The sequence below is a fragment of the Neobacillus sp. CF12 genome (assembly GCF_030348765.1).
Taxonomy (GTDB): domain Bacteria; phylum Bacillota; class Bacilli; order Bacillales; family Cytobacillaceae; genus Neobacillus.
This window is the reverse complement of the sequence record NZ_JAUCEU010000007.1, coordinates 3,154,470-3,167,693: the sequence shown is the minus strand read 5'-3', so window position 1 is coordinate 3,167,693 and position 13,224 is coordinate 3,154,470. Positions and strand designations below refer to the sequence as shown.

Below are 13,224 nucleotides of genomic sequence, written 5' to 3'. Positions count from 1 at the left end.
AAAGTAAGAGGTGAGGCGAGGACCTCACCTCTTACTCTTTTTTAAAAAAAGGGGTGTGAACAATGAAGAAAACTATTAAACGTTTTGTAAAAGTGAGAAATACAACCGAACACTTCAGACAAAGCGAACATTATAAAAAAAGGGATATCGTGTCCGCTTACGGATTTTTAACACCTGCTTTAATTCTTGCGATTCTCTTCATTGTCTTACCAATTATTCTTGCGTTTACGTACGGGTTTACGGATTACTATTTATTAAAACCAAACGACAAAGAATTTATTGGGCTTGAAAACTTTAAGCGGATGATGACAGATGAAGTGTTGATCCAGAGTTTTATGAACACGATTAAGTTTGTGGTGTTTGTCGTTCCTCTGCAACTATCGATGGCACTTGGACTTGCGCTCATTGTCAACAAAAAAATCAGAGGCGTAGGGTTCTTCCGTACCGCCTATTTTGCACCATCTGTTTTATCTCTTGTTGTTATCTCAATCCTATGGACGGTCATGTTAAACCCAACATCTGGGTTAATTAATGAAATTCTTGCAAATTTTGGGATTTCAAAGCAGCCTTTCCTCTCAAGTACATCTCAAGCAATGTATACGATCATTGCGATCTCTGCATGGTCCGGGTGTGGGTATCAAATGATGATTTTTTTAGCAGGACTTAAAAATATTGATGGAAGCCTTTATGAAGCAGCGGACATTGACGGAGCCAATGCGTTCCAAAAGTTTTTATATATTACTATTCCGTCAATAAAACCCATTCTTATGTTTTTAGTGATCACCACAACGATTCAGGCTTTTAAACTCATTGTTCAACCGATGGTTATGACAGGTGGAGGTCCAGATTACTCAACGATTACCATTTTGCAATACATTTATGAATATGGATTCCGTCACCGAAACATTGGATATGCAAGTGCCATTACATTAGTATTCACGATTTTCTTAGTCGTAATCTCAATCATTATTAAAAAGCTATTCAGAGAGGAGAATGCAGCATGAAAATTGTAAAGAAAACCTTGTTTTATATCTTGGCCTCTCTTGTGGCATTCCAATTTTTACTTCCTCTTATTTGGATGATTCTTTCTTCATTTAAAATCGATGAAGTGATTTACAAAGATATTGATACAATCTTTGCCTTTGTTCCAAGATTATCGGATCTTTCGTTAGATTCTTATGTGGAGTTATTAGGTTTTTATAACATCTTTAAAAACGTTGGAAATAGTTTGATTTATGCATCCGTTACAGTGGTTGTAGGATTAACCATCAATTCATTGGCAGGATATGCTCTAGCAAGATTTAAATTTCCATTTAAAGATTGGATTTTAATTTTTATTATCGCTCTTATGATTGTACCAATTGAAGCGACCATTCTTCCCTTGTTTTTAGTGGTAAATGAAATGGAATTAATCAACAGTATTCCAGGTTATTTGCTGCCATTTATCATCAATGTGATGAACATTTTCTTATTCAGACAACATTTCTTATCCTTCCCTGGTGAATTGATAGAATCAGGAAAAATCGATGGACTAAGTGAAGTCGGATGTTTCTTCCGAATCGTTATGCCGTCAAGCTTAAATATGTATATTACAGTTGGAATATTAACATTCTTAGCATCGTGGAACGATTTTCTATGGCCGGTTATGGCGTTATCAAACGCAGATTTAATGCCAATTCAAGTTGCCCTTAATGCGGTTTTTGCAGACACGTATAACATTTTCACAAGTCACATGATGGCAGCATTAACAATCGTAACAATTCCAATCGTTATACTTTATATCATTTTCCAAAAATACATTGTGGAAGGTTCCATGCAAAGTGGAATTAAATAAAAGAGGTGCCCTATGAATCGACTACAAAAAGCAAACGACTATATCAAAGAAAACAAACATAAAACCAATAACCGACCCCTTTTTCACTTTTCACCAGAAATCGGATGGATCAATGACCCAAATGGTTTTTCATTCTACAAAGGGAAATACCAGCTCTTTTATCAGTATTACCCGTATGACATTGTATGGAATGACATGCATTGGGGTCATGCAACAACAAATGATTTTGTCAATTGGGAGTACCTTCCTGTAGCGATGGCCAATGACAAAGCTTATGATGCAAACGGATGTTTTTCTGGAAGTGCGATTGAAAAGGATGGGAAACTCTATCTCATATATACAGGTCATATTGATCCAAACTTAGGGTTCGATAAAGATGAATCACAAATTGCTGAACGTCAGTGTGTTGCAGTTTCAGAGGATGGTATCCATTTCGAGAAATCTAAATTAAATCCCGTGATTGGCGAAAAAGAACTGCCAGAAGGGTATCTCATTTGTGATTTCAGAGACCCTAAAGTGTTAGAGCGTAACGGGGTATACTACTGTGTATTAGCGGTAAGAAACGCGAAACGTCGTGGTGAAATCATCATGTTCCAATCAAAAGATTTACTTGAGTGGAGCTTTCATTCTTCTATTTTTCAAATGCCATTTGAAGAAAATACGTTACTAGAATGTCCAGATCTCTTCCACTTAGACGGAAAAGATGTGCTAATTTTCTCAGAAATGCCATGCGACCCTGAATTTGACGGAGAAGTAGAGAAAAAGACATCTTATGTGATTGGACACATGGATTTTGAAAACGGTGCATTCACTCCTGAGGCAAAGGGCTTACTAGATTATGCAACGTTTTACGCACCACAAACAACAGACGGTCAAAACGGAGAGAAACTTTTAATTGGATGGATGCATCGTTGGACAAAAGCAATACCACCAAAAGAGTATGGCTATAACGGCATGATGAGTTTACCAAGAAAGTTACACATCAAAAACAACACATTGATTCAACAAGCTTATATTAGCCATGACGAGTATTTCAAACCTATTGCTGTTCATGAACATGTTTCATTAAATGAGGACTTGTACATTGAAAGCGGAAGAACAGGATATTTATCTCTATCTATATTATCTAAGAGTGAATCATTTGTTGTTGAATTAAATAAGGAAGAAATAAAAGCAACACGCGTGAGTGTGAATCCATCATCCAATTCTGTTGTGATTACTTCTGATTATGGAGATAGTGAACCAATTACCATACGTGACTGTTTTAACCATAATAAAGAAAACACATTAGAATTTTATGTGGATCTTCATTCAGTTGAAATCTTTGTGAATAAGGGAGAAAAGGTCGCAACATTTACGGCATATGAAAAAGAAAAAGGAACAAGCATTGTCCTTTCAGGAAAAGGAGCCCAAATAAAAGCAGTTCGTTATGAGTTGTTTAGTTCTTAATAAACGTAAGCATCAAATAGCCCCCACCTTTTAAGAGGTCGGGGCTATTTGACGCTTACAATCAAACGTTTGTTTAATATTTATAATGCTTTCCTAGACAAAGAATGAAAGTAAATCAAAAGGATTGGCCTAATTTTGGACAATCCTCTAATAGTTAGATTAAACTGTTAGTTTTAATAACTGTTCATTTTGTTTTATTGATTCGCTAGTAATGGCTTTAACATCAATATATTGATCTGTGTTTGTAATAACCACCAATGTGGTTGTTTCGTAGCCCTCTGCTTTTATTCGGTCCATTTCAAATTCAATCAGCAGGTCTCCTTGCTTGACATGGTCGCCTTGTTTCACATGAGGTGTAAAGTATTTTCCTTTTAGTTTTACCGTATTAAGGCCAATATATATTAATACTTCGGCTCCATCTTCAGATGTTATGCCAACTGCATGTCCTGAAGGAAATTGTGTTGTAATCACACCATCAACAGGTGAATAAATCTTACCTGCTTCCGGTTCAATGGCAATCCCTTTACCTACGGTTTCAGTCGCAAATAATGGATCGTGGATAGCACTTAATGGAACAACTTTACCGTGTAATGGACTTTTAATGGTTTCTGGCTTCACACCAAAAATATTTTGAGTAAAACCATCATTCACTTTTGAGGTTTTTCCTTCATATCCAAGGAGGTACGTCAAAAGAAATCCTATCGCAAAAGCAACGCCGATCCCAATTAGATACCCTAAAATGGGTGTAAATGCTGGAATGGCAAGCACACTTGGAAGGACAAAATCATTCATAACAATGCCAAGGCTTCCGTTGATTGCGCCGCCAATTCCAGCAGCAATGATTACATAGACCATTGTTTTTCGATACCGAAGGATGATTCCATAGTTAATTGCCTCGGTGGTCCCAGCCAAAGCACCAGGTAAGATTCCACTTGCAGCTAAAGCCTTTAAATCTTTATCACGGGTTTTCAGAAAAACCGCGATCCCTATTCCAATTTGAGCAAATGGTGCTGCGGCGGCCATAGCAATAATAGGATCTGGACCAGTCGCGAGATTTACGATGGCAAGTGGAATTATCGTCCAATGCAATCCCATGATAGTCAGGAAAGTCCAAGAAGCACCTAATACTGCCCCTGCTAAAAGACCGCTTTTGTCGCTTAGGAAATTGATCACGGAACCTAAACCTTCTCCCAGTAGAGTTCCGATAGGACCAAACACCAGCAGCGTTAATGGGACGAGAATGATTAATGAAATCATAGGGTTGATAAACATTTGGATATCTTTATAAATGACTTTCTTTAAAAATCTATCTAAACCTGCATAAACAAACATGGCAATAAAGATGGGAAAAACAGTGGAAGAATAATCTGCTAATAAAACTGGAAGGCCTAAGAAGTCAATGGACTTCACATCGTTTTCAACTAGGTGCATAATTTCAGGAGTCAGAATGGCTGCACCAATTACCCCGCCGACATAACCGTTGGCACCCAGTTTAAGGGCAATGGATATACCGAGAAATAATGGCAAGAAGTGAAAAACGGCATCTCCGGCAGCTGATAAAATGATATAGGCGCCGCTTTCGTTTGGCAGCCAACCTAATGTGGTTAAAACCGATAACATTGCTTTTAAAAGTCCAGCACCGGCAAGTACGCCGATTATAGGGGCAAAACTTCCTGAGATGACCCCTAACACTTTGGCCAATTTCGTTTCTTTTTTCTCATTAGGTAAATTTGTATGGTCTTGTTTGTGATTACTCATAGTTGTTCCACACTCCTATATCCTATATCTTTTGCTTAATTTTCTTCTATTACTATCTCTTATTAATATTTTTACCGCTTTCATTTTCTCTTCTTAAAATTTCTTGAAATTGAAAGTGCTAACGTATTACTAGTATAATGATTTCAATCGTTATCCATTAGGATTTATTTGATAATATCAGGATAAAATATCAATTTATATTTTACTGCAGTCCAATTGGAGGAAGTAACCTGGAACCATCAAAAATTATCTCAACGGCTATGAAAATTCAGCATATAACCAATTTAAATACGTATGTATTCAATCAAAAGAGGGAGCTTATTTACCATCATGAAATAAATTCTATCCCTGCTTTTATGCCAGGTTCAGGGGAGAGAGATGTTTTAACTTTGTATGACAATATGAAACAAACAAGACAACTTTTCTCCTATATAAATGAATGGGACTTACACTATTTTGGCTATTCCTTCAGCAAAGAGGAGGAAGCCTGCACCATTATCATCGGTCCATATTTTGATAAGACACCGAATCTATACCGGTTATCAAGGGACTATCATCTCTCGAGTACACAAAGTGAAGATTTAAAGCTGATGTGCGATAAAATCTATATACTAACTGCAGAAAAGGCTAGCAGCTATGGAAGTGTCCTTCAGCAGTTTACAAACATAATCGAGCAGGAAATGACCACGATTGTCATTGTTTCTAATGAAAGTACCCGTAATGATCGTAGGAGGGAAGACCACTTCAACGTGGATGAAGAAGCAGAACTAGTTAAATTGAGGTATAAGACTGAAAAGGATTTTATGAATGCCGTTGAACGTGGGGATAAAAAGAAGGCTCTGCAACTCATTAATTCTAAAAATATGCTGTTTTCTTTTTCAGAGCGTTTTCCAAATCAGCCGTTGCGGAGACTTAAAAATGTTGCCATTATACTAAATACTCTACTGCGGACATCAGCAAGAAACAGTGATGTTCCTGCAATCATAATTCATCGGATCTCGGAGAAATTTGCTTATGAAATTGAAAATGCAAATCAGGTGGAAACTCTGCATCAATTAGAAGATCGCATGATTGAGCAGTATTGCGATTTAGTCATTTCCAACTCATTAAGTAAATACACAACCTTGACCCGCCGAGTGATTGAATACATCCACAGTTTTTATAATAAGCAAATCAATAAAGAAGAATTGGCTGCAAAACTATCTACTCATCCCAGCCATCTCTCTCGAAAATTTAAAGAAGAAACAAAGTTTACCTTAACAGCTTACCAGCAGATGTTACGCATAAACCAAGCTAAACACTTGTTAAAAACAGAGAATCTATCCGTTGAGGAAATTGCCTGGACGATAGGTTATGATGATCCTTCCTACTTTGCGAGAGTTTTTAAAAAGGAAACAGGCAGGACTCCCTCGGAGTATCGAGATGGGGCTGTAGAATAAACAAAAAATGGTAGGAAGTAATGAAACGCGGGCAAGAAGATTTACTCCAACAGAATTACTAATCCAACTTGATTGGAGTTAATATTTTGTCAATGGACAAAATATCAATTGGGATCAAGCTATTGTTGCCTGAGATGAAACTCATTGAATGAAAAAAAGCAGTTATACAAAAAAAATTCAAGGTAATTAAAATTGACTGAAATTGCTTTTTAGAATAATCTAAATTATAAAGAAATTAAAGGGGTTCTGCTCCCTTAGGTAACGAAAAATCGACAAGTAGATAGACTTTAATGCTCAAAAAGGCAACTTCAGTCATTGCAATGTCTTTAATAATACGCTATCGTTCTCTAAGGAAGACACCTTTACAGTAAAGTGTGACAGCATTACATAATGTTTTGGTGGACATGCTGTCGAAAGTATTAGTAAAATCATTTATTTTATTAAAAATTGGAGGAAAAAGATTATGAAATTTTTTATTGATACTGCAAACCTAGAGGAAATCAAAAAAGCTTATAAAATTGGCGTGTTATCAGGAGTAACAACAAACCCATCTTTAGTTGCAAAAGAGGGTGTTAAATTCGAAGACCGTATTGCTGAAATCCTTAATGCGGTACCAGAGGTTGAGTCTGTTTCTGCAGAAGTAACGCCTAACGCTTTAACAGCTGAACAAATGATCGCGGAAGCAAACGAATTGATTAAAATTAACGGTGGCGATAAAAATATCACCATTAAACTGCCAATGAATTTAGATGGATTAGAGGCTTGCCGTTATCTAACGAAAAAAGGTGTAAAAACGAACGTTACCCTAATTTTTAGTGTTAACCAAGCATTGCTTGCAGCACGAGCAGGTGCTACGTATGTTTCACCATTCTTAGGTCGTTTGGATGATATCAACGAAGATGGTGTAGAATTAGTCGCAAAAATTGCAAAGATGTTCCAAGTTCAAAACTTGGATTCACAAATCATTGCTGCATCTGTACGTCATCCTGACCATGTTACTCGTGTAGCGTTGGCTGGAGCTCATATCGCAACGATTCCATTCAAGGTGATTGAGCAATTATCTAAACATCCATTAACAGATCAAGGTCTTGAGAAATTTGCTGCTGACTGGAAGACTGTTTAATTCTTAAAAGAGAAAATAACAATTTCTTAATAAATAGCTTTTTGCACCCTTGTCTTTCGATGAGGGTGTTTTTTATTTTTGGTTATAGTTGCAATAAACCTGTTGACAAAAGAAAAAGATGGCATATAATAAAAATATACTTAATTCAAGATATTTAATTTAAAGATAACTTGATTTAAGATAGTTGGACGCCCGAATCGAAATGAAAAAACATCAAGGGAGTGTTAATTATGGTAACTTTATATCTATCACCTAGTTGTACTTCATGCCGAAGAGCAAAGGCGTGGCTTGATGAACATCAAATTCCTTACAAAGAAAGAAATATCCTCTCTGAAAAGCTTTCATTAGAGGAGATAAAGAATATCCTTCGCTACACAGAAGACGGTACGGATGAGATTATCTCGACTAAGTCAAAAGCTTTCCAGAAGCTGAATATAGATATCGACTCTCTTTCACTTCGAGAATTGTATACCATTATTAAAGAAAATCCAGGGCTATTAAAAAAGCCTTTAATCCTTGATGAAAAACGATTACAAGTAGGATTTAATGAAGAAGAGATACGGAGCTTCCTGCCACGTAAAATGCGTATATTCCAATTTGATGAAGTTGATAACTTTATTGAAGAAGCTCAATAAAGGAAAATAAGGGTATAAGTAGGAGGTGTTACTTGTGGAAAGGAAATGTACCAACCAGCCATTTTTGCTGCTAATGCAGACTTCAAAAGCCATTCAGGAAAAAATAAGAGATGAAATGTCTAAAAATAAATTAAGTATTACAGAGTTTTCTGTCTTAGAGGTGCTTTTTTATCAAGGGAAACAAACCATTCAGCAGATTGGTACTAGAATCCTGATCTCCAGCGGATCGATGACGTATGTTATCGATAAGCTTGAACAAAAAGGAATCATAAAACGAAATGACTGCAAAGAAGACAGGCGGGTTATTCATATAACCTTAACGCCTGAAGGAATGGACATGATGGAAAATATCATGCCGAAGTATCAGGACATGGTTGATTCTTTTTTTGAAGATTTAACAGAGGATGACTCAGAGTTAATGATCCACTTTTTTAATAAAGTCCGTAAGAGAGTGTAATTTATTTTTTTAAACTAATATCTTGAAACTGAGATAATTAGGAAAAGTGTTTTGCATTAATTGGACTTGGACAAATATGCATTGGATACTTTTTATTCTAAAAATACCTTGAATTAAAGAATCTTTGCTTGAAGGATTTATCGATAATTTAATTGAAAAATAGACATTATAATTTAAAAAGGAGTGTTCTCAAAATGAGCAAGAGAACGATGGGTATTCATCATATTACTGCTATTGTAGGTCATCCACAGGAGAATGTTGATTTTTATGCAGGTGTTTTAGGATTACGGCTAGTGAAACAAACGGTAAACTTTGATGATCCTGGCACATATCACCTTTATTTCGGCGATGAAGGAGGAAAACCTGGAACCATCATCACATTCTTCCCTTGGGCAGGAGCACGTCAAGGAACGATTGGTGACGGTCAAGTAGGTGTAACTTCATATGTTGTTCCTAAAGGTGCCTTAGAATTCTGGGAAAACAGATTAAAAAAGTTTAACGTTCCTTTTACAAAAATGGAACGATTCGGCGAACAATATTTGGAATTCGATGATCCACACGGTCTTCACCTGGAAATTGTTGAAAGGGAAGAAGGAGAAGTAAATCATTGGAACTTTAGCGGAGTAACACCAGAGGTTGCTATCAAAGGATTTGGCGGAGCTACTCTTTTATCCACTCAGCCTCATAAAACAGCAGATTTGTTAGAAAAAGTTATGGGTCTTGAATTTGTAGGTAAAGAAGGAGATTTTGCGCGTTATCGCTCTTCAGCTGATATCGGAAATGTGATTGACTTAAAGTTAACTTCGATAGGACGCGGACAAATGGGTGTGGGAACTGTGCATCATATCGCTTGGCGGGCTAGTGATGATCAGGACCAATTGGAATGGCAAAAGTATGTTGCAGGGAATGGTTATGGAGTCACTCCAGTACAGGACCGAAACTATTTCAATGCGATTTATTTTAGAGAACACGGGGAAATCTTATTTGAAATCGCAACGGATCCTCCAGGCTTTGCCCATGATGAATCACAAGAAACGATGGGAGAGAAATTAATGCTGCCTGCACAATATGAACCACACAGAGAACAAATTGAACGCGGGTTGCTGCCATTTAAAGTTAGAGAATTAGACTGATTTTACGAAAGGATTGATATCTTTGCTTTCAATTGATCCAGGCTCATTATCTGAAAGAGAAAATTATAAATTTCTTGTCGGAAGCATCATCCCAAGACCGATTGCGTTTGTAACCACGCTTTCTGAAAATGGGATTTTAAATGGAGCTCCTTTTAGTTATTTTAATATTGTTTCGTCGAATCCCCCGATGATTTCGTTATCCATTCAACGAACAGCGGGGCGGCAAAAAGACACAGCGAGAAATATTATCGAGTCAAAAGAATTTGTGATTCACATTGTAGATGAACAGAATGTTGAAAAAATCAATCAAACAGCAGCAAGTCTTCCTTCTGATCAAAGTGAAGTTGAGTTAGCAAATTTAACTCCAGTTGCTAGTGTGAAAATTTCTGTACCAGGTGTAAAAGAAGCCAAGATTCGAATGGAATGCCTATTAGAGCATTCGGTAGAATTAGGCGGTTTGAATACGCCAGGATGTGATCATATTATTGGGAGAATCGTTCAGTTTCATATAGAAAATGACATTTATGAAAAAGGAAGAATTGACCCAAGGGGCTTAGCAGCGGTAAGTCGATTGGCTGGGCATAATTACGCCAAAATAGGTGAGATTTTTGAAATAGAAAGACCAAAATAAGTCTAGATATACCTAGATTTCAATAATATACCGCATTATGAAATGGAGGGGAAACAATGCAGAAAACAGCAGGCATTCATCATATCACTGCGATGGTAAATGATGCCCAAAGGAATATCGACTTTTATGCTGGAGTACTTGGATTAAGGCTGATTAAAAAAACAATCAACTTCGATCGACCGGAAGTGTATCACCTTTATTTTGGGAATGAAACGGGTGATCCCGGAACGGTCATTACCTTCTTCCCTTGGGAAAAACAGCTAAAAGGCCGAATTGGAACAGGGCAGGTAGGTGTAACTAGTTACCTTATTCCAAAGGGCTCGATTCCATTTTGGGAGGATCGGTTGAAAAAGTTCGATGTTGAATCCCGTTCATCCATTCGATTTGGAGAAAAATATATCCACTTTAATGACCCAGACGGATTGAAGCTTGAACTTGTCGAGAGTGATGAAGGACCTATCAATCATTGGAGTATTGGCGGGGTTCAAGCAGAAAATGCGATTAAAGGGTTTAGCGGAGCCATTCTTTACTCTGCTCAACCCCATAAAACAGCAGGTGTACTAGAAAATGTAATGGGATTAGAATGCATTGGTCAAGAAGGTGATTTTCTTAGATTTAAGGCAGAAGGACATCTTGGAAACACCATTGATATTCAGCTTAATCCATCAGTCCGCGGTTTAATGGGCGCAGGTACTGTTCACCATATTGCTTTGAGAGCGCAGGATGAAAAGGAATTACTCAGTTGGAGATCACTTCTTCAAGACAAAGGCTACTATCCAACAGAAGTTCGAGATCGAAACTATTTTAAAGCAGTGTATTTTCATGAAGAAGGCGGCATCCTTTTCGAAATAGCTACCGACCCACCAGGCTTTTCAGTGGATGAACCGGTCGCTGAACTCGGGAAAAGGCTTATGCTGCCATCTTGGCTAGAGTCAAAAAGGGAAGAATTAGAAGCTACCTTACCTCCTGTAGAGGTTAGAGTTCTGGAAGGAGATATATAATGAAACATATATTCAATAAGGGGAAAAATCCGTCAAAACCAACGTTGTTATTACTTCATGGTACTGGAGGCAATGAATTAGACCTGCTGCCACTTGCAGGAATGATTGATGATGAGGCAAATGTATTAAGCGTTCGCGGGAATGTATTAGAAAATGGAATGCCACGATTTTTCCGCAGATTAGCAGAAGGTATTTTTGATGAGGAAGATTTAATTTTTCGAACGAAAGAGTTAAACGAATTTTTAGATGAAGCATCTGAAAAGTACGATTTTGACCGCGATAATATTCTTGCAATTGGTTATTCAAATGGAGCGAATATTGCTGCTAGTTTATTATTTCACTTTCAACATGCATTAAAGGGTGGTATTCTTCATCATCCGATGGTGCCGCGTAAAGGGATTGACCTTCCTGATTTAACAGGGAAATCAGTATTTATTGCAGCAGGGACCAATGACCCTATATGTTCTCCTATGGAATCTACAGAGCTTCAATCTTTATTAGAAAAGGCAAATGCGAAGGTAGAACTCCATTGGGAAAATAGAGGCCATCAATTAACCAGTCAAGAAGTAGAAGCAGCTGCAATTTGGTATAAACAGCATTTTAATACTAAATAATATAACAATTAATGAAGCAAGCTAATATCTGTTAGTCAATTGATCATACAGGATAAAAAGAGCTACTTAAAAGCGAATGGGAATTTTAAAAGAAAGAAATAATAGGAGGTGTTACAAATGAGTTTCTTGTCTAGATTATTTGGAAATACACCTGTAAAGGAGGAAGAAAAAATGACAAATGTAAAATTAGCGGTGATTTTTTACAGTATGGGTGGAACAAATTATCAATTGGCAAAATGGGCGGAAGAAGGAGCAAAAGAACTTGGTGCTGAGGTTAAAGTATTAAAAGTACAAGAATTAGCTCCTGAGTCTACTATCGAGAGAAATGAAGTGTGGAAGAACACAGTGGAAGCAACGAAAAATGTTCCAATTGCAACAGGGGACGATATTGAATGGGCAGATGCGGTCATCTTTAGTGTTCCGACTCGATTTGGAAACATGCCTTCACAAATGAAGCAATTCCTTGATATCCAAGGAGGACTTTGGGCAACAGGTAAAACAGTAAACAAAGTTGTTAGCGCAATGACTTCTGCACAAAATCCACATGGCGGTCAAGAAGCTACACTTCTTTCATTATATACTTCTATGATGCATTGGGGCGCAATTATTGCTGCTCCTGGTTATACGGATCCAGTAACATTCGGAGCTGGTGGTAATCCATATGGTACAAGCGTGACAGTTGGTCAAGATGGTAAAATGATTGAAGATGTTCAAGCAGCTGTCAAACACCAGGCGAAGCGTACTGTAACAGTCGCGGAATGGGTAAAAAAATCGAATCAATAACAATTATATCCTTATAGAAGCTAATCGGAATCTTTCGGTTAGCTTTTTTGGTACTGATTAGGATCGGGAACCCGTAAAACAATCCTCTTACCTGCGGAAATGTGTCCTCCACCTGCGGATTTTTTTCGGCTATCTGCAAAGTTCTCCATCCTATCTGCATAAAGCCTTTGTTTACGTGCCTAATCAATTCCACGCCCAAACTTGAAGTCAAAATAACCAGAGTGCTTCCTAGATTTGTCATAATACTTTCCTACAAATGGTAAATTTGTTTGATAGTAAGTGTGGAATGCGGGTCAAGGTACCATATTGGAATATCCTGTTTTAATGAAGATCCTCTTACCTGCGGGAATGAGTCCTCCACCTGCGG

13 protein-coding genes are annotated in these 13,224 nt (G+C 37.3%); 12 read left to right on the top strand and 1 reads right to left on the bottom strand.

The genetic code is table 11. The features are described 5' to 3' along the window. The first annotated feature begins 62 nt into the window (after positions 1-62). Genes QUG14_RS15080 through QUG14_RS15070 form a run of 3 tightly spaced genes read left to right on the top strand, consistent with a single transcriptional unit; the run spans position 63 to position 3,283 of the window. Positions 63-1,004 (top strand): carbohydrate ABC transporter permease, encoded by a 942-nt coding sequence (locus QUG14_RS15080; protein WP_289341351.1) that lies wholly within the window; start codon positions 63-65, stop codon positions 1,002-1,004. Further along, a complete protein-coding gene (locus QUG14_RS15075) occupies positions 1,001-1,834 on the top strand; it encodes a carbohydrate ABC transporter permease (RefSeq protein WP_289341350.1) in 834 nt (277 codons plus the stop codon). The genes QUG14_RS15080 and QUG14_RS15075 overlap by 4 nt, the downstream gene beginning before the upstream one ends. 12 nt (positions 1,835-1,846) lie before the next feature. Next, positions 1,847-3,283, top strand: a complete 1,437-nt coding sequence (locus QUG14_RS15070) for a glycoside hydrolase family 32 protein (protein WP_289341349.1) — start codon at positions 1,847-1,849, stop codon at positions 3,281-3,283. Between the two features lie 159 nt (positions 3,284-3,442). Here the strand turns inward: QUG14_RS15070 and QUG14_RS15065 are convergent, their stop codons facing one another. Next, a complete protein-coding gene (locus QUG14_RS15065; RefSeq protein ID WP_289341348.1) occupies positions 3,443-5,041 on the bottom strand; it encodes a glucose PTS transporter subunit IIA in 1,599 nt (532 codons plus the stop codon). A gap of 389 nt (positions 5,042-5,430) precedes the next feature. Between QUG14_RS15065 and QUG14_RS15060 the strand changes: the two genes are divergently transcribed. The 9 genes from QUG14_RS15060 (at position 5,431) to wrbA (ending at position 12,857) form a co-directional block, all read left to right on the top strand. Then, positions 5,431-6,480: a helix-turn-helix domain-containing protein gene (locus QUG14_RS15060; protein ID WP_289341347.1), complete on the top strand. Its 1,050-nt coding sequence runs from the start codon at positions 5,431-5,433 to the stop codon at positions 6,478-6,480. Between the two features lie 463 nt (positions 6,481-6,943). Then, positions 6,944-7,603: a fructose-6-phosphate aldolase gene (gene fsa, locus QUG14_RS15055; protein ID WP_289341346.1), complete on the top strand. Its 660-nt coding sequence runs from the start codon at positions 6,944-6,946 to the stop codon at positions 7,601-7,603. A gap of 230 nt (positions 7,604-7,833) precedes the next feature. Continuing rightward, positions 7,834-8,238, top strand: coding sequence for a transcriptional regulator SpxA (gene spxA / locus QUG14_RS15050; RefSeq protein ID WP_289341345.1), 405 nt, complete (start codon positions 7,834-7,836; stop codon positions 8,236-8,238). A 34-nt stretch (positions 8,239-8,272) separates the two neighbouring features. Continuing rightward, positions 8,273-8,695: a MarR family winged helix-turn-helix transcriptional regulator gene (locus tag QUG14_RS15045; RefSeq protein WP_289341344.1), complete on the top strand. Its 423-nt coding sequence runs from the start codon at positions 8,273-8,275 to the stop codon at positions 8,693-8,695. 194 nt (positions 8,696-8,889) lie between these two features. Further along, on the top strand, positions 8,890-9,828 hold the full coding sequence (locus tag QUG14_RS15040; protein WP_289341343.1) for a ring-cleaving dioxygenase: 939 nt from the start codon (positions 8,890-8,892) through the stop codon (positions 9,826-9,828). A gap of 22 nt (positions 9,829-9,850) precedes the next feature. Beyond that, a complete protein-coding gene (locus tag QUG14_RS15035) occupies positions 9,851-10,459 on the top strand; it encodes a flavin reductase family protein (RefSeq protein WP_289341342.1) in 609 nt (202 codons plus the stop codon). A 56-nt stretch (positions 10,460-10,515) separates the two neighbouring features. After that, on the top strand, positions 10,516-11,460 hold the full coding sequence (locus QUG14_RS15030) for a ring-cleaving dioxygenase (protein ID WP_289341341.1): 945 nt from the start codon (positions 10,516-10,518) through the stop codon (positions 11,458-11,460). Continuing rightward, a complete protein-coding gene (locus QUG14_RS15025) occupies positions 11,460-12,074 on the top strand; it encodes an alpha/beta hydrolase (protein WP_289341340.1) in 615 nt (204 codons plus the stop codon). Before QUG14_RS15030 ends, QUG14_RS15025 begins: the two co-directional genes overlap by 1 nt. Before the next feature lie 171 nt (positions 12,075-12,245). After that, a complete protein-coding gene (gene wrbA, locus QUG14_RS15020; RefSeq protein WP_289344155.1) occupies positions 12,246-12,857 on the top strand; it encodes an NAD(P)H:quinone oxidoreductase in 612 nt (203 codons plus the stop codon). Positions 12,858-13,224: the final 367 nt, after the last annotated feature.